The sequence below is a fragment of the Actinacidiphila cocklensis genome, assembly GCF_907177275.1.
Taxonomy (GTDB): domain Bacteria; phylum Actinomycetota; class Actinomycetes; order Streptomycetales; family Streptomycetaceae; genus Actinacidiphila; species Actinacidiphila cocklensis.
Genome location: NZ_CAJSLV010000035.1, coordinates 1 through 25016, shown reverse-complemented (window position 1 = coordinate 25016; position 25016 = coordinate 1). Strand labels below are relative to the sequence as shown.

The window sequence follows — 25016 nt, the reverse complement described above, 5'->3', positions numbered from 1 at the left end:
GATGCGCTGGCTGCGCAGGAACGTGGTGGTGATCGCGGGAGTCCTCGCGCTCGGTTACCTCATCCTGCCCAACCTGGTGGTGCTGGCCTTCTCCTTCAACAAGCCCAAGGGCCGCTACAACTACACCTGGAACCACTTCTCCACCGACGCGTGGCAGCACCCCTGCGGCGTCGCCGACATGTGCGGTTCGCTCACCCTGAGCCTGCGGCTCGCGGTCTACGCCACCATCGGCGCGACCGTGCTCGGCACCATGACCGCCTTCGCGCTGGCCCGCTACCGCTTCCGCGGCAGGGCGGCCACCAACATGCTGATCTTCCTGCCGATGGCGATGCCCGAGGTGGTGATGGGCGCCTCGCTCGGCACCCTCTTCCTCAACATGCGCATCCGCTTCGGCTTCTGGACGATCCTGATCGCGCACATCATGTTCTGCCTGAGCTTCGTGGTCGTCGCCGTCAAGGCCCGCATCATGAGCATGGACCCGCGGCTGGAACAGGCCGCCCAGGACCTCTACGCCACCCCCGCGCAGACGTTCCTGCGGATCACCCTGCCACTGGCGGCGCCCGGTATCGCGGCGGGCGCGCTGCTGTCCTTCGCGCTGTCCTTCGACGACTACATCATCACCAGCTTCAACGCCGGCAGCACCGTGACCTTCCCGATGTTCGTCTGGGGATCCGCGCAGCGGGGCACACCGGTGCAGGTCAACGTGATCGGCACGGCGATGTTCGTGGTCGCGGTGCTGCTTGTGGTGGCCGGGCAACTGGTCGGCGGCCGCCGCAGGGGGGCGCGCAGCTGACCGTCCGCCGCATCGCCCGTACATTCCCTCGGAGGACGCATGGACCCGGCCGCCCGCTCGCTCGCCGACGCCGAGCAGACGCCGTACTGGCTGGAGGACCCCGCCAGGCCGGCCGCGCGGGCCGCGCTGACCGGCGAGGAGGACTGCGACCTGCTGGTGGTCGGCGGCGGCTACACGGGGCTGTGGACGGCGCTGCTGGCCAAGGAGCGCGACCCGGACCGCGACGTGGTGCTCGTCGAGGGGGCCAGGGTCGGCTGGGCCGCCTCGGGGCGCAACGGCGGCTTCTGCGCCGCCAGCCTCACCCACGGCGCCATGAACGGCCTGGCCCGCTGGCCGGGGGAATTCCCCACGCTCCAGTCGCTCGGCGAGCGCAACCTCGACGCCATCGAGGAAGCGGTCGCCCGTTACGGCATCGACTGCGACTTCGAGCGCACCGGTGAGATCGACGTGGCCACCGAGCCGTACCAATATGCCGAGCTTCGCGAAGCCGCGGCAATTGCCGTGGAAAACGGTGTCGACGTCGAACTGCTCGACCGCGACCAGGTCCGCGCCGAGGTCGACTCGCCCACCTTCCACGGCGGCCTGTACGACCGGCGCGGGGTCGCGATGGTCAACCCCGCACGCCTGGTCTGGGGCCTCCAGCGGGCCGCCGAGGAGGCCGGCGTACGGATCTACGAACGCACCCCCGCCACCGCCGTCGTCCGGCACCGCGCCGGCATGGCCGTACGTACCCCCTACGGCCGCGTGCTGGCCCACCGGGTCGCACTCGGCACCAACGCCTTCCCCTCGCTCATCCGCAGGGTCCGCCCCTACACCGTCCCGGTCTACGACTACGCCCTGGTCACCCGGCCGCTCACCGCCGACCAGCGCCGGGCGATCGGCTGGCGCGGGCGACAGGGCCTCGGCGACAGCGCCAACCGCTTCCACTACTTCCGGCTCACCGCCGACCAGCGCATCCTGTGGGGCGGCTACGACGCGGTATATCCCCGCGGCGGCAGAATGAGCGCCGAATACGACCACCGCCCGCAGACGTACCGCACCCTGGCCCAGCACTTCTTCACCTGCTTCCCGCAGCTCGAAGGCCTGGCCTTCAGCCACGCCTGGGGCGGCGCCATCGACACCTGCACCCGCTTCTCCGCCTTCTTCGGCACCGCCTTCTCCGGCCGGGTCGGCTACGCGGCCGGCTACACCGGGCTCGGGGTGGGCGCCAGCCGCTTCGGCGCCGAGGTGGTGCTCGACCTGCTGGACGGCGCCGCCACCGAGCGCACCCGGCTGGAGATGGTGAGCAGGAAGCCGCTGCCCTTCCCGCCCGAGCCCCTGGCCTCCGCCGGGATCGGCCTGACCAAGTGGTCGCTCGCCCGCGCCGACCGCTCGCAGGGGCGGCGCAATCTGTGGCTGCGCACCATGGACCGGGCCGGGCTCGGCTTCGACAGCTGATGCGCCGCCGGAGCGCGTGCGAGCCCCGGCCGTGTGAGCCGTCTCACTGCAAACGGGTAGTGAAACCCGCGTAATAGCGTCCCCCCTGGCCCCTCTCTCCCGTGGCGGTAGTGGTCACTGAGCAGAAGGAGGCCCGGCATGGGCGGTGCCGGAGGGAAGAGCGCGGTCGAATGGCTGGCATCGGTGGCGCACGACCCGGACGCCGTCGCCCGGGAGTGGGAGGGCAACCCGCTCGGGGTGGCGCTGCTGCCCGCCGGCCGGAAGTGGGACGTCCTGATCCTCGGCAGCGCGCTCGGCTATCCGACCCTCGACGTCCTCACCCGGCTGGTGGACCTGCCCGGTCCGGTGCTCGCCGACTTCGGCGACGCGCGGATCGGCTTCTTCGTGCCGCCCGGCACCGCGGCCCGCTGGCTGGGCACCGGCGTACGGGCCGTGGGCCGCGGCACCTGGATCGTGGTGCCCTACCCCGGCCGCCCCACCGGCGGGGTGCGCTGGCTCGTCCCGCCGGACGGCACAGGGCACCTCACCGACCCGGCGGTGCTGGAACTGGCGATGCACGAGGCGGCGGCGCAACTGGCCGGTGGCTAGCGCCTCCGGCCACCGGCCACCGGCAGCGTGGTGCTTGTCGCCGGGCGCCCGGCGTGGTGAAACTGACGAGTACGACAACGGAAGGTCAACCCGTGACGAGTCCCCAACACATCACCCACTGGATCGCCGGCCGCCCCTGGACCGGTACCGCGGAGCGCCGCGGCGACGTCTACGACCCCGCCACCGGTCAGGTGAGCGGACAGGTCGACCTCGCCGCGGCCGACGTCGTCGACCAGGCGGTCGGCGCCGCACTCGACGCCTTCGGCCAGTGGCGGCACGCGTCGGTCGCCAAGCGCACCTCGGTGCTCTTCGCCTTCCGTGAACTGCTCAACGCCCGCCGCGAGGACCTGGCCGCGATCATCGTCTCCGAGCACGGCAAGGTGCACTCCGACGCCCTCGGCGAGATCGCCCGCGGCATCGAGGTCGTGGAGTACGCCTGCGGCATCCCGCAGCTGCTCAAGGGCGGCTTCACCGAGCAGGCGTCGAGCGGCATCGACGTCTACACCCTCCGCCAGCCGCTCGGTCCCGTCGCGGTGATCTCACCGTTCAACTTCCCGGCGATGGTCCCGATGTGGTTCTTCCCGCTCGCCATCGCCGCGGGCAACACCGTGGTCGTCAAACCGTCCGAGAAGGACCCCTCCGCTGCCAACTTCCTGGCCGCGCTGTGGCATGAGGCCGGGCTGCCCGACGGCGTCTTCAACGTCGTCCACGGCGACAAGCCCGCTGTCGACCGGCTGCTCGAACACCCCGACATCAAGGCGGTCTCCTTCGTCGGCTCCACCCCGATCGCCCGCTACGTCTACGAGACGGCCACCCGCCACGGCAAGCGCGTCCAGGCGCTCGGCGGCGCCAAGAACCACATGCTGGTCCTGCCCGACGCCGACCTCGACCTGGCCGCGGACGCCGCCGTGAACGCCGGATTCGGCGCCGCGGGGGAGCGCTGCATGGCGGTCTCCGTCCTGGTCGCCGTGGACCCGATCGGCGACGACCTGGTCGAGCGGATCAAGCAGCGCATCGCCGGCCTCACGGTGGGTCCCGGCAGCGCCCCCGATTCCCAGATGGGTCCGCTGGTCACCGGCGTGCACCGCGACAAGGTCAGCTCCTACCTGGACGCGGGCGTCGCCGACGGCGCGGAACTGGCCGTCGACGGCCGCAAGCACCCGCTGTCCGCCGGCGCCGCCGACAGCGGCTTCTGGCTCGGCCCGACGCTCTTCGACCAGGTGCGGCCCGGCATGTCCGTCTACGACGACGAGATCTTCGGCCCGGTGCTCTCCGTGGTGCGCGTGCCGTCCTACGACGACGGGCTGGCCCTGATCAACGCCAACCCCTACGGCAACGGCACCGCGCTGTTCACCAACGACGGCGGCGCAGCCCGCCGCTTCCAGCACGAGGTCGAGGTCGGCATGGTCGGCATCAACGTGCCCATCCCGGTGCCCGTCGCCTACTACTCCTTCGGCGGCTGGAAGTCCTCGCTCTTCGGCGACACGCACGCCTACGGCGAGGACGGCGTCCGGTTCTTCACCCGCGGCAAGGCCGTCACCCAGCGCTGGCTGGATCCTTCCCCTGCGTCACGTGGGGAGACCCCCAGCGGCGGTATCAACCTCGGCTTCCCCACCCACAGCTGACCCGCCGGCGGCGGGGTGACGCGGCCCTGCCGCAGCGGCCGCCACCCCCGCCGCCGCCACCGCGGCCAGCAGCGCCGCGGCAAGGCACCAGCTGGCCAGCACGTCCAGCGGCCAGTGGTAGCCGTGCCAGACCAGGGCCGCCCCCACCGCGGCGGCCAGCAGCACGGCCATCGCGGCCAGCGACCTGCGTACCGCGGGACCCGGCACGAGGGGCAGCACCAGGAGGGCCGCCGCGCCGATCGCGACCGCCGAGGTCGCCGTGTGCCCCGAGGGGAAGAACCCCGCGTAGCCGTTCGGCCCCAGATGCACCTTGCCGGGCGCGGGCCTGCCCACCGCCGACTTCACCCCGCCCACCACCAGCGGCACCGCCGCCATGGCCGCGGCGGCCGCCAGCGGCGGCAGCCACCACAGCGGACGCCTTGCTGCCCTGCCACGGAGAGCGGCGTACACCACCGCGGCCAGCAGCAGCGGCACCGCCACCTGCACATTGCCGACGTCGGACAGCGTCTGCGCCGGGCCGTTCAGCGCCGGATGCGCCGCCGAGGCGCGCTGGAACCAGCCCAGCACCGACCAGTCCCGGTCCACCAGCGGCCCGCCGGCCGAGACCTGCCAGGTGAGCAGCACGAAGAGGGCGACGCCGGCGAAGAAGACCGCGGTGAGGGCGCCCAGCGCCCAGGCAGCAGAACGCCGCCCCGGAACAGGGGGGATAGTTCCGGGGCGGCCATGACGATCGCCGTACCGCCCGTCCCGGGGGGTGTGGGACGAACGGCGGACCGATCGGCGAGGTGTACCGGGGCCACCATCGGACCCGGCGGTTTCGTGCGCGAGGGCACTGCCGTGCCGGTGATGGGGAATCATCGGCACGTTGTCACTCGTCGCCGGCCCCTGAGGAGTCGACCGCGAGCGGGGTGTTCCGGTGAAACCGTACGTCACCGCGCCCGCCGGCAGGCGCCCGATCACCCGTCCGCCATCAGGCCCCCACACGTTCTTCACGACCCCCGCCTCCTGTCGCCGCTCACACCCCGGCGAAGGCCTCCTCGATGATGTCGAGACCCTCGTTGAGCAGATCCTCCCCGATGACGAGCGGCGGCAGAAAGCGAAGCACGTTGCCATACGTCCCACAGGTGAGCACCACAAGGCCGTTTGCATGACACGCCTTGGCCACCGCGGCCGTCAGGGCCGCGTCCGGCTCCTTGGTGCCCGGCCGCACCAGTTCCACCGCGATCATCGCGCCGCGACCGCGGACCTCGCCGATCACCGGGTACTTCTCCTGCAGCGCGCGCAGCCTGGGCGTCATGACCTCGTCGATCCGCCGCGCCCGCGCGGGCAGGTTCAGCGCCTTCATCGTCTCGATCGCGCCCAGTGCCGCCGCGCACGCCACCGGGTTGCCGCCGTAGGTGCCGCCCAGGCCGCCCGCGTGGGCCGCGTCCATGATCTCGGCCCGTCCGGTGACCGCGGCCAGCGGCAGCCCGCCCGCGATGCCCTTGGCGGTGGTGATCAGGTCGGGCACCACGCCCTCGTCCTCGCACGCGAACCACTGCCCGGTCCTGCAGAACCCGGTCTGGATCTCGTCGGCGACGAAGACGATCCCGTTGTCCCTGGCGAACTGCGCCATGCGCGGCAGGAAGCCCTTGGCCGGCTCGATGAAGCCGCCCTCGCCCGCGATCGGCTCGATCACGATCGCGGCGACGTGCTGCGCGCCGATCTGCTTGGTGATCATGTCGATCGCCTGCGCCGCGGCCTCCTCCGCCGCGTGCTCGGGACCGGTCAGCCACCGGTACCCGTACGCCAGCGGCACCCGGTAGACCTCGGGCGCGAAGGGGCCGAAGCCCTCCTTGTACGGCATGTTCTTCGCCGTCAGCGCCATCGTCAGGTTGGTCCTGCCGTGGTAGCCGTGGTCGAAGACCACCACCGCGGGGCGCTTGGTGTAGGAGCGGGCGATCTTCACCGCGTTCTCCACCGCCTCGGCGCCGGAGTTGAACAGCGCGGTCTTCTTGGCGTGGTCGCCGGGGGTCAGCGCGTTGAGCTGCTCGGCGACCTCCACGTAGCCCTCGTAGGGGGTGATCATGAAGCAGGTGTGGGTGAAGTCGGCCAGCTGCTCGGTGGCCTTGCGCACCACCGCGGGCGCGCTGTTGCCCACCGAGGTGACCGCGATGCCCGAGCCGAAGTCGATCAGCCGGTTCCCGTCGACGTCCTCGACGATCCCGCCGCCGGCCCGCCGCACGTACACCGGCAGGGTGACGCCCACTCCGTCCGCGACCGCCGCGGACTTCCTGGCCGACAACTCCTGCGACTTCGGCCCCGGCACGGCGGTGACCAGCCTGCGCTCCTGCGGCAATTCGCTCATGACGGGCATTCTCCTCGAATTCCTCGACCCTGCTCCATCCGGACGCTCCCCGAGGCTAGGCCGCCGCCGGCCGCCCCCGCATACGCCGAAGGGTCGCACTGCCCGGCGAGTCTTCGCCGGATCGGCCAGTGCACTGTCCTTCGGCGGCCCGGGGCCGGTGTCCCGTGGGCGGCCAAGATCCTTTCTTTGGGTGTAGCGGCTCGACTACATTGTGCGCATCGGCGGCGACGAGGGGCAGACGCGCCATGGATGCCATGGATTACGAGGGCACGCAGAGCTACGGCCACGGGCGGCCGGGCGCAGGCCCGCCCACGCGGCCGTCCGTACCGCCCAGGCCCGGCAGCCCGGTGCCACGGCCCGCGGCGCCGCCGCCGATGCCCGTCAAGGCGCCGCCCGCCTCGGCCCTGGAGATCTGGCTGCGCACCGCCCGCACGGCGGACGCCCCCGGCATCTACGGCTTCGGGCACACTCCGCGCCCGAAGCCGGACCCCAGGCGGCTGCCCTCCAGGCGGCTGCTCGGCGGAGCACTGCTCAGCATGCTGGTCGGGATGCTGGTCTGGTCGATCTTCCGTGACGGCTACTTCGACTTCTGGATCTGGCCGGCGATATGGGTCACGCCCGACCACTGGCGCAGCGGAGCCGGCGGAGACACCAACGCGTTCAACGTCGTCACCCGTATCTGGGCCTGGCTGTGCACTCTCGCGCTCGCCTGGGTCTGCGCCAGGGTCGGCAACTGGGGCCAGGTCTGGCGGCGCTTCGTGACGCCGGCGCTGCGCAGGCTCGTCGACGAACCCGACGAGGCCGGCGCCCCGGCCGCCGCGGCCGGCCTGCCCGACCCGGTCGAATGGCCCGAGCTGCGGGCGGCGCAGCGGCACGCCCTCGCCGACCGCCTCGCCGCGGAGGTGCGCACCGGCCGGATGAACGACGTCGACTACATCCGCATCCGCCGCGCGTGGCACGACGCGGTGGCCGACCCCGGCCGGCTCGACGCCTTCACCGACGGGGTGCTGCGCGAGGGCGGAGCGGCCTGCGGGCACCCGTCGGGCACCCGGGACCTGCCGCACCGCGCTGCGCCGCACGACCTGCTGGCCCGGCAGGTGCGGATCGGCCGCGGCGTCGAGGACGACCGCAACCCGTACCAGCACCGCGGGTCGGGCATCGCACTGGACCCGACGCTGCTGGGCACCGGGCTCGTGGTGGTCGGGCCGTCCGGCTCGGGCAAGACCCGGCAGGTGGTGCGGCCGGTCGCCGAGTCGCTGTGCCTGCAGGCGCTGGCAGGGCAGGCGGCCGTCGTGGTGGTCGGCGTGGCAGGGGCTGACCTCGGCCCCGCAGACGCCTACGACGTGGTCATCTCGCTCACCGACCCGGCGTCCCGCTACGACCTGGACCTCTACGGCACCGACGACCCCGACGCGGCCGCGGCGACGCTCGCGGAAGCGCTGGTCGACGAGCACGGCGGCGGCAGCGCCGACGTCCGCAGGGCGGCGACCGCCCTCGGCCAGATCCTCGGTCCCTTCGCCGCCGCCCGCGGCCGCTTCCCGGCGGTCTCGGAGCTGCGCGAACTGCTCGACGGCACCCCGCACGCCTTCGCCGCGCTGCGGGAGGCGCTGGATGCGGCGGGAGCTCCGGGAATGGTCAGGGAGCTGAACGCCCGCGAACGGCAGACCGGCCAGCGCGGCGACATCGGCCCGCTGCTCGCCGACCGGGTCGCGCTGTTCGACCGGCCGGCCTTCGCCGGCTTCTTCGACGTCACGGGCCGCACCCGGCCCTTCTCCATGCGCGCGCTCGAACACCCGGTGCGGGTCCGCGTCGACCTGCCCAGGCACGGCCACGCCGAGGCCGCCAGGGTCCTGGTCCGGCTGGTGCTCGCGCAGTTCACCGCGGCGGCCGTCGCGCGCCGGGACCGCTCGCTGTTCGCCTGCCTGGTGCTGGACGACGCCTCGCACGCGGTCACTCCTGAGTCGGTACGCGGCTTCGCCCGGCTGCGCTCGGCGAACGCCGGGGTGGTGATGGCCCTGCGGACCCTGGACGACGTGCCGGAGGACCTGCGGACCGCGCTGCTCGGCGCGATGGGCTGCCGGATGGCGATGTCCGGGGTCACCACCTGGGACGGGAGGCGTTTCGCCGAGGCGTGGGGAACCACCTGGGTGGAGACCAGGGACGTCACCAGGACCCCCGACCAGTCCGGCGGCCTGCCCCGGCGGCTGAGCCGCGGGGTGCGGAAGCTCTTCACCGGTGAGGCGGTCACCACCGAGTCGGTGACGGTCAGGGAGGTGGAGCGGGAGCGCTGGTCCGCCTCGGACCTGGCGCACGCGGTGCCGACCGGGCACGCCGTGCTGTCGTTGACGGCGACCGCGGGGGAGCACGCGCCGCCGGTCCTGCTGGATCTGCGGGGGTGAGAGGGCCGGGCTGTACGGTGCGGCACAATTGAAGGGGCGACCACTCCCGGTCGGCCAAGTCTCCAGCGATTGCCGGTATCTGGTCCGTATGCCGCTCACCCTCGCGTCCCTCGTGCAGCACTCGGCGCTCAAGCTGACCGCCCTCGCCGGCAAGGACCGGCTGGACTCGGAGGTCCGCTGGGTGCACACCAGCGAGCTGGACGACCCGGGTCCGTATCTGGAGGGCGGCGAACTGCTGCTGACCACCGGGCTGAAGCTGGAGGTCGGCGACCCGGAGGCGATGCGCGGCTACGTGCGGCGGCTGACCGCGGCCAAGGTCGTCGGGCTCGGCTTCGGCGTCGGGGTCGGCCACGACACGGTGCCCGCGGCCCTGGTGGCGGCGGCGGAGCGGGCCGGGCTGCCGCTGCTCGAAGTGCCGCGCAGGACGCCCTTCATCGCGATCAGCAAGACCGTCTCCGCGGCGCTCGCCGCCGACCGCTACAAGGCGGTGACCGCGGGCTTCGACGCCCAGCGCGAGCTGACCAGGGCGGCCCTCGCCCCCGACGGCACCGCCGCGCTGCTGGCCCGGCTGGCCGCCCACCTCGACGGCTGGGCCGCGCTCTACGACGCCTCGGGCGCGGTGGTGGCGGCCGCTCCCGACTGGGCGGGCCGCCGCGCCTCCCGGCTGGCCGGCGAGATCGACCGGCTGCGGGACATCCAGGGGCCGGCCGGCGCCGCCGTCGCGGGTCCCGCGGGCAGCGAGGACCGGGTCGAGATCCAGTCGCTCGGCACCGGGCGCCGCCCCCGCGGCTACCTCGCGGTCGGCACCGAGGAACGCCTCGACACCTCGGCGCGCTACGTCGTGCACGCCGCGGTGGCCCTGCTGACGCTGTCCCTCGAACAGTCCCGCACCCTCCAGGACGCGCACACCCGGCTGGCCGCGGCGCTGCTGCGGATGCTGCTCGCCGGTGAGGCGGGCCATGCCCGCAGCGTCGCGGGCACCCTCTACCGCGGCCTGCTCGACCACCCGGTGCGGGTGCTGATCGCGGAGCCCTCCGACGCCCAGCGCGGCCCCGAGGCGCTGGCCCAGCTGGCCGAGCGGGTCGACTCGGCCGCCGCACGCTCCGGCGACCCGCTGCTGGCCGTCCACGAGGGCGATCGGCTGGTCGTGCTGGCCGCGCAGGACGCCACCTCGCTGGCCGCCGCGGCCGACCTCGCCGAGGCCGAGGACGCGCTCGCCGCGGGGCTGTCGGCGGCCGTGCCGCCCGAGGAGGTGCCCGAGGCGCACCGGCAGGCCGAGCGGGCGCTCGCCGTCGCGGTCCGCAGGGGCCGCAACCTGGTCGAGCACGGCGAGGTCGGCGCGGGCTCGGTGCTGCCGCTGCTCGCCGACGACGCCGTACGGGCCTTCGCCGAGGGCCTGCTGCGGCCGCTGCGGGAACACGACGCCACCTCGCGCGGCGACCTGGTCGCCTCGCTGCACGCCTGGCTCTCGCACCACGGCCAGTGGGACGCGGCGGCCGCCGACCTGGGGGTGCACCGGCACACCCTGCGGTACCGGATGCGGCGGGTCGAGGAGATCCTCGGCCGCTCCCTCGACGACCCCGACGTGCGCATGGAGCTGTGGCTGGCGCTCAAGACCGAGGCCGAGACCGGCTCGTCCTGACGCCCGCCGCAGGGCCGCGGGTCACGGCGTCGGCGCCGCCCCCGTACCGCCGGAAGCAGCGGTGGCCGCCCTACGGGCCGCGAGGTCCCAGGACAGCCGTACGGTCAGGCCCGCCTCCGTACCGGCCTCGGCGATGACGCCGAGCAGCTGCCCCGACTTCACGGCGAGTTTGAGGCCGAACTCCACCTCGAAGGCGTCGGGGGAGCCGGCGGCGCCGCCCTCGGTGATGGTCTGCGCGGCCCAGCGGCCGACGCTGCGCACGGTGTCGCGCACCCCTTCCAGGGTCAGGGTGACCGCGGAGCCCATCGCGGCGGCCCGGGAGCGCACGCCCACGTCGTCGTATTCGCTGTTCTCGTCGGGGTGCTGGAAGGGCACCTCGCCGACGATCTCCGCCTCCACTGTCGAGCCGTCGTCCAGTTCGATCGTGACCGTCTGCGCCATTGCCCGTCCCCTCCCGTGCCGGGGCGCCAGGATAGAGCCGCCGGAGGCCCGCCGGGGCGGGTTCCGGCGCACGCGGCCCGCCGGCGGCGCTGGCCATTCCGTAGCGCGCGGGCGTACGCCTACTCCGCGGTGGACAACGTGGCCGGCCGCCGCCCGCGCCTACCGTTGCAGGCAGCGACAGCCGCGACAGAAGGGCGGAAGAACCGTGACGACCGCAGCCCCGTACCCGTTCTGGCTGGCAGGCCGCCAGGCCACCGGCACGGACGCCTTCGACGTGACGAGCCCCTGGGACGGCGCCCCGGTCGGCCGGGTCAGCGTGCCGGACGACGCCCAGGTCGAGGAGGCGGTCGCGGCGGCGGCCGCGGCGCAGGCGGAGTTCTCTGCGACGCCCGCACACGTGCGGGCCGCGGCGCTCGACCACGTCTCCAAGCGGCTGGGCGAGCGGGCCGAGGAGATCGCCCGGCTCATCACCGCGGAGAACGGCAAGCCGCTGAAATGGTCGCGGGCCGAGGTCGGCCGTGCGGTGTCGGTCTTCCGCTGGGCCGCGGAGGAGGCCCGCCGCTTCAACTCCGGCGAGGCGCAGCGGCTGGACACCGACCCGGGCGGCGTGGGCCGGCTCGCGCTGACCCGGCGCTTCGGACGCGGCCCCGTGCTCGGCATCGCGCCCTTCAACTTCCCGCTGAACCTGGTGGCGCACAAGGTCGCCCCGGCCCTCGCCGTCGGGGTGCCGATCATCCTCAAGCCCGCGCCCGCGACCCCGCTGTCCGCGCTGCTGCTCGGCGAGATCCTGGCCGAGACCCAGGGCCTGCCAGCCGGCGCCTGGAGCGTCCTTCCGGTGCCCAACGACCGGATGCCCGCACTGGTGCAGGACCCGCGGCTGCCGGTGATCTCCTTCACCGGCTCCGACACCGTGGGCCACGCCATCGCCGACTCGGTGCCGCGCAAGCACGTCACCCTGGAGCTGGGCGGCAACGCGGCGGCCGTGGTGCTCGCCGACTGGTCCTCGGACGCGGACCTGGACTGGGCGGCGGCCAGGATCGCGACCTTCGCCAACTACCAGGGCGGCCAGTCCTGCATCTCCGTGCAGCGGGTCATCGCCGACGCGGCGATATACGACGCCCTCGCCGAGCGCATCGTGGCCAAGGTCCGCGAGCAGGCCACCGGCGACCCGGCCGACGAGGCCACCGACGTCGGGCCGCTGGTGAACGAAGCCGCGGCAGTACGCGTCGGGAACTGGGTGGACGACGCCGTCGCCAAGGGCGCCAAGCTGCTGGCCGGCGGGACCCGCGACGGGGCGAGCTACGCCCCGACCGTCCTCGCCGAACTTCCCGCCGACGCGGTGCTCGCCACCGAGGAGGCCTTCGGCCCCGTCCTGTCACTGCATCGGGTCAACGGCGCGGAGGAAGCCTTCGCGGCCGTCAACGACTCCCGCTTCGGCCTGCAGGCCGGCGTCTTCACCCACGACCTGCAGCTGGCCTTCCGCGCCCACCGCGACCTGGAGGTCGGCGGAGTCGTCATCGGCGACGCCCCCTCCTACCGCGCCGACCAGATGCCCTACGGCGGCGTCAAGGACTCCGGCTCCGGGCGCGAGGGCGTGAAGTACGCGATGGACGACTACACCTACGAAAGGGTTCTGGTGCTCACCGGCCTGGACCTGTGACCTGCCACCGCAGGCCGCGGCAATGTCCCGAGCGCTGACGCCTCGTCTGGTGGGGTCGGCGGAAATCGGGTAGTACGGACAGGTAGCACCGGTCGGTAACCGGCTACCCGGAGGTGACGCAACCGTGTCCGCACCCGCCGCAACACGCCAGGTCTCAGAACGCGAAGCACGTCAGGTGGCCGAGGCCGCCCGCGAGCGGGACTGGCACAGGCCGAGCTTCGCCAAGGAGCTCTTCCTCGGCCGCTTCCGCCTCGACCTGATCAACCCGTACCCCACGCCGTCGCCCGACGCCGTCGCCAAGGGCGAGGAGTTCCTCGGCCGGCTGCGGGAGTTCTGCGAGACCTCGGTCGACGGCGCCAGGATCGACCGCGAGGCGCGCATTCCCGACGAGACGATCGTGGGCCTGAAGGAGCTGGGCGCCCTCGGGATGAAGATCGACCCCGCCTACGGCGGGCTCGGCCTCACCCAGGTGTACTACAACAAGGCCCTCGCCCTGGTCGGCTCCGCGAGCCCCGCGGTCGGCGCCCTGCTGTCCGCGCACCAGTCGATCGGCGTACCCCAGCCGGTGAAGATGTTCGGCACCAAGGAGCAGAAGGAGGCGTTCCTGCCGCGCTGCGCCAGCACCGACATCAGCGCCTTCCTGCTCACCGAGCCCGACGTCGGCTCCGACCCCGCCAGGCTCGCCACCGCCGCGGTCCCCGACGGCGACGACTACGTGCTGGACGGCGTGAAGCTGTGGACCACCAACGGCGTCGTCGCCGACCTGCTGGTCGTGATGGCCCGGGTGCCCGCCTCCGAGGGCCACAAGGGCGGCATCACCGCCTTCGTCGTCGAGGCGGCCGCGGAGGGCATCACCGTCGAGCACCGCAACGCCTTCATGGGCCTGCGCGGCATCGAGAACGGCGTCACCCGCTTCCACCAGGTGCGGGTCCCGGCCGCGAACCGCATCGGCCCCGAGGGCGCGGGACTCAAGATCGCGCTGACCACCCTCAACACCGGGCGGCTCTCGCTGCCCGCGGGCTGCGTCGGCGCCGCCAAGTGGTGCCTGAAGGTCGCCAGGCAGTGGTCCGCGGCCCGCGAGCAGTGGGGCAGGCCGATCGCCGAGCACGAGGCCGTCGGCTCCAAGATCGCCTACATCGCCGCCACCACCTTCGCCCTCGAGGCGGTGCTCGACCTGTCCTCGCAGATGGCCGACGAGGAGCGCAACGACATCAGGATCGAGGCCGCGCTCGCCAAGCTCTACGGCTCCGAGGCGGCCTGCCTGATCGCCGACGAGCTGGTGCAGATCCGCGGCGGCCGCGGCTTCGAGACCGCCGATTCGCTCGCCGCCCGCGGCGAGCGGGCCGTACCCGCCGAGCAGATGCTGCGCGACCTGCGGATCAACCGGATCTTCGAGGGCTCCACCGAGATCATGCACCTGCTGATCGCCCGGGAGGCCGTCGACGCCCACCTGTCGGTCGCCGGCGACCTCATCGACCCCGATGCCACCCTCGGTGACAAGGCCAGGGCCGGCGCCAAGGCCGGCGGCTTCTACGCCAAGTGGCTGCCCAAACTCGTCGCGGGACCCGGGCAGCTGCCGAACTCCTACGCCGAGTTCGACGGCCTGGCCACCCACCTGCGCTACGTCGAACGCAGCGCCCGCAAGCTCGCCCGCTGCACCTTCTACGCCATGTCGCGCTGGCAGGGCCGGATGGAGACCAAGCAGAACTTCCTCGCCCGCATCGTGGACATCGGTGCCGAGCTGTTCGCGATGAGCGCCGCCTGCGTGCGCGCCCAGCACCTCGCGGCGGACGGCGACCACGGCCTGCAGGCGCGGCAGCTCGCCGACACCTTCTGCAAGCAGGCGCGGGTGCGTACCGACGAGCTGTTCGCCCGGCTGTGGACCAACACCGACAGCTCCGACCGGGCCCTGACCAGGGCGGTGCTGAAGGGCGACAACGAGTGGCTCGAAGCGGGCATCGTCGACCCCAGCAGGGAAGGCCCGTGGATCGCTCCGGCCGAGCCCGGACCGTCGCAGACCGCCAACGTGCACCGGCCCGTGCACTGAGCCCGGCCGCGGCTGTGCGCCGTCCCCGCCTGTGCGGGGCAGTGGACGGCGCACAGCTTCCGCACGACACAATGGCCCCATGACGGATGCTCTCGCAGACCCGCACTACCGCCCGCACATCGCCGGCGAACCGGCGAACGGCCCCCGCGACATCGTGATCCTCGGCTCCACCGGATCGATCGGTACCCAGGCCATCGACGTGGTCGTCCGCAACCCGGACCGCTTCCGCGTCACCGCGATCTCCGCCGCCGGCAGCCGGGTCAGGCTGCTGGCAGAGCAGGCGCACCAGCTGCGCGTCCGGACGGTGGCCGTTGCCGACGAGGCGGCGGTCGGCCCGCTGCGCGAGGTGCTGGCCGAGCTGTACGGCCCCGGAGCCGAGTTGCCCGAGATCATCGCGGGACCCGGCGCCGCCACCGAGGCCGCGTCCCTGGAATGCCACTCCGTACTCAACGGCATCACCGGCTCCATCGGCCTGCGGCCCACGCTGGCCGCGCTGCGTGCCGACCGGGTGCTGATCCTGGCCAACAAGGAGTCGCTGATCGTCGGCGGCCCGCTGGTCAAGGCCCTCGCGAAGCCCGGCCAGATCGTGCCCGTCGACTCCGAGCACTCCGCGCTCTTCCAGGCGATGCTGGGCGGCCGCCGCCAGGAGGTGCGCAAGCTGCTCGTCACCGCCTCCGGCGGCCCCTTCCGCGGCCGCAGCAGGGCGGAGCTGGCCGCCGTCACCCCGGCCGACGCGCTCGCCCACCCCACCTGGGACATGGGTCCCGTCATCACCGTCAACTCCGCGACGCTGGTCAACAAGGGCCTTGAGGTGATCGAGGCGCACCTGCTGTACGACGTGCCCTTCGACCGTATCGAGGTCGTCGTGCACCCCCAGTCGTACATCCACTCCATGGTGGAGTTCGTCGACGGCTCCACAATTGCGCAGGCCAGCCCGCCCGACATGCGGATGCCGATCGCGCTCGGTCTGGGCTGGCCGGACCGGGTGCCGGACGCCGCGCCGGCCTTCGACTGGTCGAAGGCGTCCACGTGGGAGTTCTTCCCGCTGGACGAGGACGCCTTCCCGTCGGTCGCGCTGGCCCGCCATGTGGGTAGCCTCGGGGGCACCGCACCCGCGGTGTTCAACGCCGCCAACGAGGAGTGCGTCGACGCCTTCCTCGCCGGCCGGCTGGCGTTCACCGGGATCGTGGACACCGTCGCGAAGGTCGTCGAGGAACACGGCACACCCGAGCCGGGAACTTCCCTGACGGTCGAGAACGTCCTCGAAGCGGAGGCCTGGGCACGCGCCCGGGCCGTGGAACTGGCCCGGGCATCGGAGGCAACAGGCGTATGACCGCTCTCATGACGGTCCTCGGCATAGTGGTGTTCGCCGTGGGCCTGATGGTCTCCATCGCCTGGCACGAGCTGGGCCACCTCTCCACGGCCAAGCTGTTCAAGATCCGCGTGCCGCAGTACATGGTGGGGTTCGGCCCCACCGTCTGGTCCCGCAAGAAGGGCGAGACCGAGTACGGCTTCAAGGCCATCCCGCTCGGCGGCTACATCCGCATGATCGGCATGTTCCCGCCCGGCGAGGACGGCCGGATCACCGCCCGCTCCACCTCGCCGTGGCGCAGCATGATCGAGGACGCCCGCTCCGCCGCCTACGAGGAGCTGCAGCCGGGCGACGAGACGCGGCTGTTCTACACGCGCAAGCCGTGGAAACGCGTCATCGTGATGTTCGCCGGGCCGTTCATGAACCTGATCCTGGCCTTCGCGCTGGCCCTGTCGGTCTTCATGGGCATCGGCATCGCCGAGCAGACCACCGTCGTCAGCTCGGTCAGCGACTGCGTGATCTCGCAGGCCGACACCGCCAAGCGCAGCCCGGACAACCCCTGCCTGCCCAGCGACCCGGTCGCCCCCGCCAAGACCGCCGGTTTCCAGCCCGGTGACAAGTTCGTGTCGTTCAACGGCCGGCCGGTCGACGGCTGGGCCGACCTGTCCAAGGACATCAGGACCGGCGTGGGTCCCGCCACCATCGTCGTGGAGCGGGCCGGCAAGCAGGTCACCCTGCACCCGGTGATCACCAAGAACGTCGTGGCGAAGACCGACAGCGACGGCAACGTCCAGGACGGCACCGTGACCGCCGGCTTCCTGGGCTTCAGCCCGGCCAGCCACATCCAGCCACAGGGCTTCACCAGTTCGGTGAGCCACATGGGCGACATGGCCAAGCAGGGCATGGACTCGCTGCTGCGGCTGCCGCAGCGCATCCCCGACCTGTGGCGGGCCACCTTCGACGGCGCCCCGCGCAAGGCGGACTCCCCGATGGGCGTGGTCGGCGCCGCCCGGGTCGGCGGCGAGGTCTTCTCGCTCAAGGAACCGGCCATCGACCGGATCGCCACCATGGTGATGCTCGTCGCGGGCTTCAACCTGTCGCTGTTCCTGTTCAACATGCTGCCGCTGCTGCCGCTGGACGGCGGCCACGTGGCCGGCGCGCTGTGGGAGTCGCTGCGGCGGCACACCGCCCGGGTCTTCCGCCGGCCCGACCCCGGTCCCTTCGACGTGGCCAAGCTCATGCCCGTCGCCTACATCGTGGCCGGAATCTTCGTGTCCTTCACCTTGCTGGTGCTGATCGCGGATGTGGTGAACCCGGTCAAACTGAGCTCGTAATGCCCTGAGCCGAGTGAGAGCCGCGGGGCGGGTGCCGTAACCTCGAAGCGGAGCCCGCCCACGCCGGGACTAGTGTCACACCTTGGGGAAGCCACGCAGATGACCGCGATTTCGCTCGGTATGCCGGACGTTCCGATCAAACTCGCCGAACGCCGCAAAAGCCGTCAGATCCAGGTGGGAAGCGTCGCCGTGGGTGGCGACGCGCCGGTGTCCGTCCAGTCCATGACCACCACGCGAACCTCCGACATCGGTGCCACCCTCCAGCAGATCGCCGAGCTGACCGCCTCCGGATGCCAGATCGTCCGGGTCGCCTGCCCGACCCAGGACGACGCCGACGCGCTCTCCACGATTGCCAGGAAGTCGCAGATCCCGGTCATCGCCGACATCCATTTCCAGCCGAAATACGTCTTCGCCGCGATCGACGCCGGCTGCGCGGCGGTTCGGGTCAACCCCGGCAACATCAAGCAGTTCGACGACAAGGTCCGGGAGATCGCCAAGGCCGCCTCCGACGCCCGCGTGCCGATCAGGATCGGTGTCAACGCCGGCTCGCTGGACCGCCGCCTGCTGGAGAAGTACGGCAAGGCCACCCCCGAGGCGCTGGCCGAATCCGCGCTGTGGGAGGCGTCGCTGTTCGAGGAGCACGGCTTCCGCGACATCAAGATCTCCGTCAAGCACAACGACCCGGTCGTCATGGTCGCCGCCTACCGGCTGCTCGCCCAGAAGTGCGACTACCCGCTGCACCTCGGCGTGACCGAGGCGGGTCCCGCCTTCCAGGGCACCATCAAGTCCGCGGTCGCCTTCGGCGCGCTGCTGTCCGAGGGCATCGGCGACACCATCAGGGTCTCGCTGTCCGCGCCGCCGGCCGAGGAGGTCAAGGTCGGCATCCAGATCCTGGAGTCGCTGAACCTGCGGCAGCGCCGCCTGGAGATCGTCTCCTGCCCGTCCTGCGGCCGCGCCCAGGTCGACGTCTACAAGCTCGCCGACCAGGTCAGCGCCGGCCTGGAGGGCATGGAGGTGCCGCTGCGGGTCGCCGTGATGGGCTGCGTCGTCAACGGCCCCGGCGAGGCCCGCGAGGCCGACCTAGGCGTCGCCTCCGGCAACGGCAAGGGCCAGATCTTCGTCAAGGGCGAGGTCATCAAGACCGTCCCCGAGTCGAAGATCGTCGAGACGCTGATCGAAGAGGCCATGAAGCTCGCGGAGCAGATGGAAGACGCCGGAGTGACCTCCGGCGAGCCCCAGGTGAGCGTCTCCTGACCGGCTCGAAACCGGTCCGCCCCGCGACCGGGAGGCACCGGCGCGGGGCTCGGCTCGCCCGTGCGAGGTAAAGTGCGCAGACCATCCCCCGCCTGCACGAGCGGACCAGAAGGCGAAGACGGTGAGGCGTCCACGTGCTGACCCACTCGACTGCCCGCGTCCTGGAACCCGGTGACCTGGACGCGGCGCTGGCCGTCCTGAACAGCGACCCGGTCGCCAACGCTTTCGTCACCTCGCGGGTCAACGTCGCCGGGCTCGACCCGTGGCGGCTCGGCGGCGAGATGTGGGGATGGTACGCGGCGGGCAAGCTCACCTCGCTCTGCTACGCCGGCGCCAACCTCGTACCGATCTGCGCCACTTCGGAGGCGGTCGCCTCGTTCGCCGAGCGGGCCCGCAGGTCTGGGCGCCGCTGCTCGTCCATCGTCGGCCCCGCGGAGGCCACAGCCGAGCTGTGGTCACGGCTCGAACCGCACTGGGGGCCGGCCCGCGAGGTCCGCCGCCGCCAGCCGCTGATGGCCACCCGCGCCCTTCCCGCCGACATCGCGCCGGACCCCCTGGTACGCCGGGTGCGCAAGGACGAGATGGAGGTGATCATGCCGGCGTGCGTGGCGATGTTCACCGAGGAGGTCGGCGTGTCTCCGCTGGCCGGCGACGGCGGCCTGCTCTACCAGGCCCGGGTCGCGGAACTGGTCTCCACCGGGCGGGCGTTCGCCCGTATCGAGGACGGCGAGGTGGTCTTCAAGGCGGAGATCGGCGCCGTCACCCGCCACTCCTGCCAGATCCAGGGCGTCTGGGTGGCCCCCTCCCACCGCGGCCGCCGGCTGTCCGAATCCGGCATGGCCGCGGTCCTGCACTACGCGCTGCGCGACATCGCGCCGGTGGTCAGCCTCTACGTCAACGACTTCAACACCCCGGCCCGCGCCGCCTACCACCGGGTCGGCTTCACGGAGGTCGGCGCCTTCATGAGCGTTCTTTTCTAGCTGCTTCTTTCAGCCTCGCCCGCCTCCGGACGGAAAGCGCCCGGAGGCGAGCGAGGCTCAATAGGCAGTAGTGTCGCGGCCCATGGAGAACGTGGTCATCGGGCCGGGCGATCTTGCCGCGCATGTCGACGAGGCGCTCGCCGTGCAGGCGGTCGCCTTCGGCCTCGGCCCCGACGAGGTGGCGATCCGGCGGCAGATCGTCCTGCGGCACCTGGCCTGTGACGGGGCGCGGGCGCTGGAGGCGCGAACGGGGCGGGGCCGGCTGGTCGGGTTCGTCTACGGGCTGCCCAACGACCGTACGCACTGGTGGTCCAGCGTCGTACAGCCCTATCTGCGCCGGGAGGGCAACGACGAGTGGCTCGACGACTCCTTCGTCATCACCGAGTTGCACGTGCTGCCCGACTTCCAGGGCCGCGGCATCGGCCGCGCGCTGATCACCTCGATCACCGACACCGCCGCCGAGCCGCGCAGCATCCTGTCCGCGATCGACGGCGACACCCCCGCCCGGCGGCTCTACCACGCCCTGGGCTACCGCGACCTGGCCCGCCCGGTCCACTTCCCCAGCGCCGCCAGGCCGTACGCGGTGATGGGCGCCCCGTTGCCGCTGCTGCGCTGACCTGAGGCGGCCGCTACAGCCAGCCGGCGAACTCCAGCAGCAGCTCGCCGTCCTCCCGGCCGCCGACGGACAGGTACCAGACGCCCGCCTCCACCGCGCGGAAGACCGACCAGCCGCGCAGCCGCCCCGCGTCCACCTCCAGCGCGTCGGCGAGCTTCGCGACCCGCCGCCTGGCGGTGGCCCGCGAACCGGGCTGCGCCGCCAGCGTGGAGAGCCGGTCCCTGGCCAGCCAGGCCAGGTCGAACGCCCGCTCCCCGACGAGCGGCTTGGGGTCGATCGCCAGCCACGGCACCCGCTCGCCCGCCAGAACGTTTCCCTGGTGGTAGTCGCCGTGCAGCAGCACGGTCTCCACCGCGTCCGCCGAGCCGGCCAGCTCGGCCTGGGCCGCGAGCGCCTCGTCGATCATCGGGGCGGCGTCCGCCGCGTAGGGCGCCGCGCGCCGCTCCCGCAGCAGCGCGGCCAGCTCACCGGTGGCCGCGGCGACCGAGCGGAACGGGTGCCCCTCGGCAGGCGGCACCCACAGCCGCTGCAGCACACCCTCGGCCTCCAGCAGCGCCTTGGGCTCGGCCAGCGAGCGCAGCGAGACGTCCGCCCGCAGGCGTTCGAGGAGCATCGTGCCCTCGGCGGGCTCGGCCCGCAGCAGGCGTACGGCGCCGCGCCCGGCCCAGTGCGCGAGCGCCGCGTGCTCCTGCTCGGTCTCCCGGTTGACCATGCCGACCTTGAGCACCGCCGGCTCGCCGTCCTCGTCGCGGACCAGCAGGATCATGCTGATCTGGCCGCCGGCCGCGACGACCCGCTCCACGGTCAGCCCCCAGCGGTCGAGGCGGTCCGCCACCAGGCCGGGCAGCCGCGCCAGCCACTCCCGGCCCGCGTCGCCCTCCCACGCGGTGACCGTGCGGACCAGCCGCTCGGGCGGTTCGAGGTCCGCGGCGGCGGGCCGCCCGTGGTGCGCTGCTGAACCCATCCTGTGCCCTGCCCTCCATGCGGTTGGGCCTGGCGGCAGCGCTCAGCCGCGTTCCGCCAGACCCGGGAAGGCTACGCTGCCGCCGCGCCATCGCACGGCCCGCACCGCCGCGTCGCGCAACGCGCTCGCCGCGTCCCGGCGCAGGTCGCCGACCGTGCCGCGGACCATGTCGCCGTACGCGCCCGCCACTCCCTCCTCGACATGGGCGGCCAGCCGTACCGCCGCGGCCGCGTCGGCGACCGGGAAGGGCAGCTCGTAGCCGGCCGCCGCGGTCACCGGGGCGGCGCCGAGGTCGGCGACCGTACGCATCAGGCTGTCGCGGCGCGCGCGGTGGGCGTCGTAGGCCTGCAGGGCCTCGGTCCGGCGGGAGCCGGTCAAGTGGCCGCCGACCACGCCGTAGCCGTACACCGCGGCGTGCTCGGCGGCCAGCGCCGCCTGAACCGCGTTGATGACCGCGTTCATCGTCCGTCCTTCCCGCCGGCCGGGGTGCCGAGCAGTGCCGCGTGGCCCGCACCGGCCGCCGCTACCGAGGCCATCAGCCGGGCCAGCTCGCCGGGCACCGCCAGCACCGCGGCGGCCCTGCGGTCGGCCAGCGCCCGCTCGGCGGCGGCCAGGGCCGCCAGCGCCTGGGCGGGGGTGCCGCCTGCTGCCGCCGCGGGCGCCGGTGACCGGGCCGGCGCCTTGCCGCCGAAGGCCTCGACGTGGCGTACGACCTCGGCGCGCAGCGGCCGCAGCCGGGCGGCGAGCGAGGGGTGTGCGGCCGCGGCGGCGTCGTAACGCCCGATCAGCTCGGTGCTGTCGTGCACCGCCGCTGCCTGTTCCGCGACCCCGGGCAGTACCGCGGGCGCCTTGCCCACCTGCCCGCCCGACGGTCCGTCAGCGTCCTTGCCGCACCCGGCGCCGACCGCCACGACGGCCGCCGCCACCACACTCCGCCTGCTCAGCCGAGCGGCCGCCTCCGGGATCATGGGGGGAGTGTACGGGTGCCCGTGTGGCGCGGTGCGCTGCCCCGGCTCGGGTAGCCTTGCCCTTACACACGACCTTCCATCACAACAGCACACGCGGCCGAGGAGTCACCCGGATGAGCACCACCCCAAGCGAGAGGCTGCGCGCGCTGCTTGAGCCGCTTGCCGGCGAGGCCGGTCTCGACCTGGAGGAGGTCACGCTGACCGCGTCGGGCCGGCGGCGCCAGCTGCTGGTCGTGGTGGACGCCGAGGACGGGGTGGAGCTGGACGCCGTGGCGGCCCTGAGCCGGGCGGTATCCCAGGCGCTGGACGACTCGGACGTGATGGGCGAGGCGGAGTACGTCCTGGAGGTCACCTCGCCGGGCACCGACCGGCCGCTGACCGAGCCCCGCCACTTCCGGCGGAACGCCGGACGGCTGGTCAAGCTGTCGCTCAAGGAGCGCGGCGAGCTGATCGCACGGATCATGGCGGTGGACGAGACGGGTCTCGACCTGGAGGTGCCGGGCGTCAAGGGCCGCAAGCCCAAGCCCGCCCGCGCGGACTTCGCGGAGATCGCGAAGGCCCGGGTCGAGGTCGAGTTCAACCGCAAGGCCGGTGAACCGGACGACCTCGGCGACGGCCTGGACGACGGCGACGACGGCGACGGCAGCGACATCGACGGCGGCAGCGACATCGACGAGAGCACGCAGGAGGCGTAGCCGTGGACATCGACATGAAGGCCCTGCGGGGCCTGGTGCAGGAGCGGCAGATCTCCTTCGACCTGCTGGTCGAGGCCATCGAGTCGGCACTGCTGATCGCGTACCACCGCGAGCCGGGCAGCCACCGGCGGGCGAGGGTGGAGCTGGACCGCACCAGCGGGCACGTCACGGTGTGGGCGACCGAGGACCCCGACGAGGTCGCCGAGGGCGCCGAGCCGCGCGAGTTCGACGACACCCCGTCCGGCTTCGGGCGGATCGCCGCGTCGACCGCCAAGCAGGTGATCCTGCAACGGCTGCGCGACGCCGAGGACGACGTCACCTTCGGGGAGTACGCCGGCCGTGAGGGCGACATCGTGACCGGCGTCGTCCAGCAGGGCAAGGACCCCAAGAACGTGCTGGTCGACATCGGCAAGCTGGAGGCCATCCTGCCGGTGCAGGAGCAGGTCCCCGGCGAGGAGTACAAGCACGGCATCCGGCTGCGCACCTACGTCGTACGCGTCGCCAAGGGCGTGCGCGGCCCGTCGGTGACGCTGTCGCGCACCCACCCCAACCTGGTCAGGAAGCTCTTCGCGCTCGAAGTGCCGGAGATCGCCGACGGCTCGGTCGTCATCGAGGCGATCGCCCGCGAAGCCGGCCACCGCACCAAGATCGCGGTCAGGTCGGCGCGCTCGGGGCTGAACGCCAAGGGCGCCTGCATCGGGCCGATGGGCGCCCGGGTGCGGGCGGTCATGGCGGAGCTGCACGGCGAGAAGATCGACATCGTGGACTGGTCGGACGACCCGGCCGAGATGGTGGCGAACGCGCTGTCGCCCGCCCGGGTGTCCGGCGTCGAGGTGGTGGACGCCGGCGCCCGCTCGGCACGGGTCACCGTGCCCGACTACCAGCTGTCACTGGCCATCGGCAAGGAAGGGCAGAACGCCCGGCTCGCCGCCCGCCTCACCGGGTGGCGGATCGACATCCGCCCCGACACCGAAGGCGCCGAGCAGCCCCCCGCCGGCCCCGGGTCACCGGTGCAGGCGCGTCCGGAAGGCTGAAACCCCACCCACGTGTGGCCGAATCCCCGGCTGACATGAAACGAACAACCGTGCGTCGGCACACTCGAAGGAGTGAGGTCCGCGCGGGGAGGTAGACTGAAGAGTGTCTGGTCGGACGCTGTCGCCAGCATGCCCTGAGCGTACGTGCGTGGGCTGCCGTCAGCGAGCGGCCAAGAACGAACTGCTGCGTGTGGTGATGATCGGGGACGCCTGCGTTCCCGATCATCGCGGTACGCTGCCCGGTCGGGGTGCATATCTGCATCCCGCCCTTGCCTGCCTCGACCTGGCGGTCCGCCGCCGGGCGTTCGGCCGGGCCTTCCGAGGCCCGGTGGCGCCCGATACCGCGGAGCTGCGCCGGTTTGTCGAGCAGCAGGCGACACCGTAAGAAGGCAAGAAGACGTACGGCACGGGTCATCCCGTGCGATCAGGTACCTCGCGAGATGGAAGTAGGTCGAGATTGCGATGAGCACTCGATGAGTACGCGATGAGTACGCCCATGAAGTAGCGACGGTCCGGCGGACGATCACCCCGGACCTAAAAGGAGCGAAGTGGCTAAGGTCCGGGTCTACGAACTCGCCAAAGAGATGGGAGTCGAGAGCAAGGTCGTCATGGCCAAGCTCCAAGAACTCGGCGAGTTCGTCCGTTCGGCATCCTCGACGATCGAGGCGCCGGTAGTCCGCAAGTTGACCGACGCATTCCAGGGACCGGGCAACGGCAGCGCAGGCAAGTCCGCTGCGAAGCCCGGGGCACCCCGTAAGAGCGTCCCCGCCAAGCCGGCCCCCACCCCGGGTGCGCCGGCCCGTCCCGCTGCCCCGGCGCCCAAGCCGGCGGCCGGCGGCCCCGTCACCCCCGCGGCCCCCGCCGCGCCGAGCACCGGCTC

The 25016-nt window shown here is 72.8% G+C and carries 23 protein-coding genes; 17 read left to right on the top strand and 6 right to left on the bottom strand.

Annotation, left to right across the window (positions count from 1 at the left end):
- The first annotated feature begins 1 nt into the window (after nt 1).
- The 4 genes from NFU81_RS05055 to NFU81_RS05040 all read left to right on the top strand — a co-directional run bounded on the left by NFU81_RS05055 (nt 2) and on the right by NFU81_RS05040 (nt 4443).
- Nucleotides 2-793 carry an ABC transporter permease gene (locus NFU81_RS05055; protein WP_251485675.1) on the top strand — a complete coding sequence of 264 codons (792 nt, stop codon included), beginning with the start codon at nt 2-4 and terminating at the stop codon, nt 791-793.
- A 39-nt stretch (nt 794-832) separates the two neighbouring features.
- Nucleotides 833-2230, top strand: coding sequence for an NAD(P)/FAD-dependent oxidoreductase (locus tag NFU81_RS05050; protein WP_251485389.1), 1398 nt, complete (start codon nt 833-835; stop codon nt 2228-2230).
- Between the two features lie 138 nt (nt 2231-2368).
- Entirely contained in the window at nt 2369-2818 is a 450-nt protein-coding gene (locus NFU81_RS05045) for a hypothetical protein (RefSeq protein ID WP_251485387.1), read from the top strand.
- A gap of 92 nt (nt 2819-2910) precedes the next feature.
- Nucleotides 2911-4443, top strand: coding sequence for a CoA-acylating methylmalonate-semialdehyde dehydrogenase (locus tag NFU81_RS05040; protein ID WP_251485385.1), 1533 nt, complete (start codon nt 2911-2913; stop codon nt 4441-4443).
- Here NFU81_RS05040 and NFU81_RS05035 read toward each other — a convergent pair.
- Together NFU81_RS05035 and gabT are read right to left on the bottom strand one after the other, a co-directional pair.
- Nucleotides 4387-5067: a phosphatase PAP2 family protein gene (locus NFU81_RS05035; protein WP_251485383.1), complete on the bottom strand. Its 681-nt coding sequence runs from the start codon at nt 5065-5067 to the stop codon at nt 4387-4389. The genes NFU81_RS05040 and NFU81_RS05035 overlap by 57 nt on opposite strands.
- A 391-nt stretch (nt 5068-5458) precedes the next feature.
- Complete coding sequence (gabT, locus tag NFU81_RS05030) at nt 5459-6790, bottom strand: 4-aminobutyrate--2-oxoglutarate transaminase (protein ID WP_251485381.1); 1332 nt, start codon at nt 6788-6790, stop codon at nt 5459-5461.
- A gap of 254 nt (nt 6791-7044) precedes the next feature.
- Here gabT and NFU81_RS05025 point away from each other — a divergent pair, with 254 nt between their 5' ends.
- Together NFU81_RS05025 and NFU81_RS05020 are read left to right on the top strand one after the other, a co-directional pair.
- On the top strand, nt 7045-9189 hold the full coding sequence (locus NFU81_RS05025) for a type IV secretory system conjugative DNA transfer family protein (protein ID WP_251485674.1): 2145 nt from the start codon (nt 7045-7047) through the stop codon (nt 9187-9189).
- A gap of 88 nt (nt 9190-9277) precedes the next feature.
- On the top strand, nt 9278-10831 hold the full coding sequence (locus NFU81_RS05020; RefSeq protein WP_251485378.1) for a PucR family transcriptional regulator: 1554 nt from the start codon (nt 9278-9280) through the stop codon (nt 10829-10831).
- Nucleotides 10832-10852: 21 nt separating this feature from the next.
- Here the strand turns inward: NFU81_RS05020 and NFU81_RS05015 are convergent, their stop codons facing one another.
- Entirely contained in the window at nt 10853-11272 is a 420-nt protein-coding gene (locus NFU81_RS05015) for a CU044_2847 family protein (RefSeq protein WP_251485375.1), read from the bottom strand.
- A 205-nt stretch (nt 11273-11477) separates the two neighbouring features.
- On the opposite strand from NFU81_RS05015, the gene NFU81_RS05010 reads away from it, so the two are divergent.
- The 7 genes from NFU81_RS05010 to NFU81_RS04980 all read left to right on the top strand — a co-directional run bounded on the left by NFU81_RS05010 (nt 11478) and on the right by NFU81_RS04980 (nt 20475).
- Nucleotides 11478-12932 carry an aldehyde dehydrogenase family protein gene (locus NFU81_RS05010; protein WP_251485374.1) on the top strand — a complete coding sequence of 485 codons (1455 nt, stop codon included), beginning with the start codon at nt 11478-11480 and terminating at the stop codon, nt 12930-12932.
- A 124-nt stretch (nt 12933-13056) separates the two neighbouring features.
- Nucleotides 13057-14979, top strand: a complete 1923-nt coding sequence (locus NFU81_RS05005; protein ID WP_251485372.1) for an acyl-CoA dehydrogenase family protein — start codon at nt 13057-13059, stop codon at nt 14977-14979.
- 79 nt (nt 14980-15058) lie between these two features.
- Nucleotides 15059-16312 carry a 1-deoxy-D-xylulose-5-phosphate reductoisomerase gene (dxr, locus tag NFU81_RS05000; protein WP_251485370.1) on the top strand — a complete coding sequence of 418 codons (1254 nt, stop codon included), beginning with the start codon at nt 15059-15061 and terminating at the stop codon, nt 16310-16312.
- Nucleotides 16309-17625 (top strand): M50 family metallopeptidase, encoded by a 1317-nt coding sequence (locus NFU81_RS04995; protein ID WP_251485368.1) that lies wholly within the window; start codon nt 16309-16311, stop codon nt 17623-17625. Before dxr ends, NFU81_RS04995 begins: the two co-directional genes overlap by 4 nt.
- A gap of 99 nt (nt 17626-17724) precedes the next feature.
- Nucleotides 17725-18879 (top strand): flavodoxin-dependent (E)-4-hydroxy-3-methylbut-2-enyl-diphosphate synthase, encoded by a 1155-nt coding sequence (ispG, locus tag NFU81_RS04990; RefSeq protein WP_251485366.1) that lies wholly within the window; start codon nt 17725-17727, stop codon nt 18877-18879.
- A 134-nt stretch (nt 18880-19013) separates the two neighbouring features.
- Entirely contained in the window at nt 19014-19859 is an 846-nt protein-coding gene (locus NFU81_RS04985; RefSeq protein ID WP_251485364.1) for a GNAT family N-acetyltransferase, read from the top strand.
- Between the two features lie 82 nt (nt 19860-19941).
- Nucleotides 19942-20475, top strand: a complete 534-nt coding sequence (locus NFU81_RS04980) for a GNAT family N-acetyltransferase (RefSeq protein ID WP_251485362.1) — start codon at nt 19942-19944, stop codon at nt 20473-20475.
- A gap of 13 nt (nt 20476-20488) precedes the next feature.
- Here NFU81_RS04980 and NFU81_RS04975 read toward each other — a convergent pair whose 3' ends face one another.
- The 3 genes from NFU81_RS04975 to NFU81_RS04965 are packed head-to-tail and all read right to left on the bottom strand — an operon-like array spanning nt 20489 to nt 22407.
- On the bottom strand, nt 20489-21439 hold the full coding sequence (locus tag NFU81_RS04975; protein WP_251485359.1) for an aminoglycoside phosphotransferase family protein: 951 nt from the start codon (nt 21437-21439) through the stop codon (nt 20489-20491).
- A 42-nt stretch (nt 21440-21481) separates the two neighbouring features.
- The gene (locus NFU81_RS04970) at nt 21482-21901 is read right to left on the bottom strand and encodes a ferritin-like domain-containing protein (RefSeq protein WP_251485358.1); all 420 of its coding nucleotides are present in this window, start codon (nt 21899-21901) and stop codon (nt 21482-21484) included.
- The gene (locus tag NFU81_RS04965; protein ID WP_251485357.1) at nt 21898-22407 is read right to left on the bottom strand and encodes a hypothetical protein; all 510 of its coding nucleotides are present in this window, start codon (nt 22405-22407) and stop codon (nt 21898-21900) included. The genes NFU81_RS04970 and NFU81_RS04965 overlap by 4 nt, the downstream gene beginning before the upstream one ends.
- A 113-nt stretch (nt 22408-22520) precedes the next feature.
- Here NFU81_RS04965 and rimP point away from each other — a divergent pair, with 113 nt between their 5' ends.
- From rimP to NFU81_RS04945, 4 genes are all read left to right on the top strand, one after another.
- On the top strand, nt 22521-23102 hold the full coding sequence (gene rimP, locus NFU81_RS04960; RefSeq protein ID WP_251485356.1) for a ribosome maturation factor RimP: 582 nt from the start codon (nt 22521-22523) through the stop codon (nt 23100-23102).
- A 2-nt stretch (nt 23103-23104) separates the two neighbouring features.
- Nucleotides 23105-24136 carry a transcription termination factor NusA gene (gene nusA / locus NFU81_RS04955; protein WP_251485355.1) on the top strand — a complete coding sequence of 344 codons (1032 nt, stop codon included), beginning with the start codon at nt 23105-23107 and terminating at the stop codon, nt 24134-24136.
- Nucleotides 24137-24239: 103 nt separating this feature from the next.
- Nucleotides 24240-24521, top strand: coding sequence for a YlxR family protein (locus NFU81_RS04950; RefSeq protein WP_251485354.1), 282 nt, complete (start codon nt 24240-24242; stop codon nt 24519-24521).
- Nucleotides 24522-24684: 163 nt separating this feature from the next.
- Nucleotides 24685-25016: translation initiation factor IF-2 N-terminal domain-containing protein (locus NFU81_RS04945; RefSeq protein ID WP_251485351.1), on the top strand; the 332-nt coding region annotated here is incomplete at its 3' end.

Bases quoted from the DNA above. Each gene is read 5' to 3' on its own strand.
- NFU81_RS05055 (WP_251485675.1), top strand. From the start codon at position 2: ATGCGCTGGCTGCGCAGGAACGTGGTGGTGATCGCGGGAGTCCTCGCG.
- NFU81_RS05050 (WP_251485389.1), top strand. From the start codon at position 833: ATGGACCCGGCCGCCCGCTCGCTCGCCGACGCCGAGCAGACGCCGTAC.
- NFU81_RS05045 (WP_251485387.1), top strand. From the start codon at position 2,369: ATGGGCGGTGCCGGAGGGAAGAGCGCGGTCGAATGGCTGGCATCGGTG.
- gabT (WP_251485381.1), bottom strand. From the start codon at position 6,790: ATGAGCGAATTGCCGCAGGAGCGCAGGCTGGTCACCGCCGTGCCGGGG.
- NFU81_RS05025 (WP_251485674.1), top strand. From the start codon at position 7,045: ATGGATTACGAGGGCACGCAGAGCTACGGCCACGGGCGGCCGGGCGCA.
- NFU81_RS05020 (WP_251485378.1), top strand. From the start codon at position 9,278: ATGCCGCTCACCCTCGCGTCCCTCGTGCAGCACTCGGCGCTCAAGCTG.
- NFU81_RS05015 (WP_251485375.1), bottom strand. From the start codon at position 11,272: ATGGCGCAGACGGTCACGATCGAACTGGACGACGGCTCGACAGTGGAG.
- dxr (WP_251485370.1), top strand. From the start codon at position 15,059: ATGACGGATGCTCTCGCAGACCCGCACTACCGCCCGCACATCGCCGGC.
- NFU81_RS04995 (WP_251485368.1), top strand. From the start codon at position 16,309: ATGACCGCTCTCATGACGGTCCTCGGCATAGTGGTGTTCGCCGTGGGC.
- ispG (WP_251485366.1), top strand. From the start codon at position 17,725: ATGACCGCGATTTCGCTCGGTATGCCGGACGTTCCGATCAAACTCGCC.
- NFU81_RS04980 (WP_251485362.1), top strand. From the start codon at position 19,942: ATGGAGAACGTGGTCATCGGGCCGGGCGATCTTGCCGCGCATGTCGAC.
- NFU81_RS04975 (WP_251485359.1), bottom strand. From the start codon at position 21,439: ATGGGTTCAGCAGCGCACCACGGGCGGCCCGCCGCCGCGGACCTCGAA.
- NFU81_RS04970 (WP_251485358.1), bottom strand. From the start codon at position 21,901: ATGAACGCGGTCATCAACGCGGTTCAGGCGGCGCTGGCCGCCGAGCAC.
- NFU81_RS04965 (WP_251485357.1), bottom strand. From the start codon at position 22,407: ATGATCCCGGAGGCGGCCGCTCGGCTGAGCAGGCGGAGTGTGGTGGCG.
- rimP (WP_251485356.1), top strand. From the start codon at position 22,521: ATGAGCACCACCCCAAGCGAGAGGCTGCGCGCGCTGCTTGAGCCGCTT.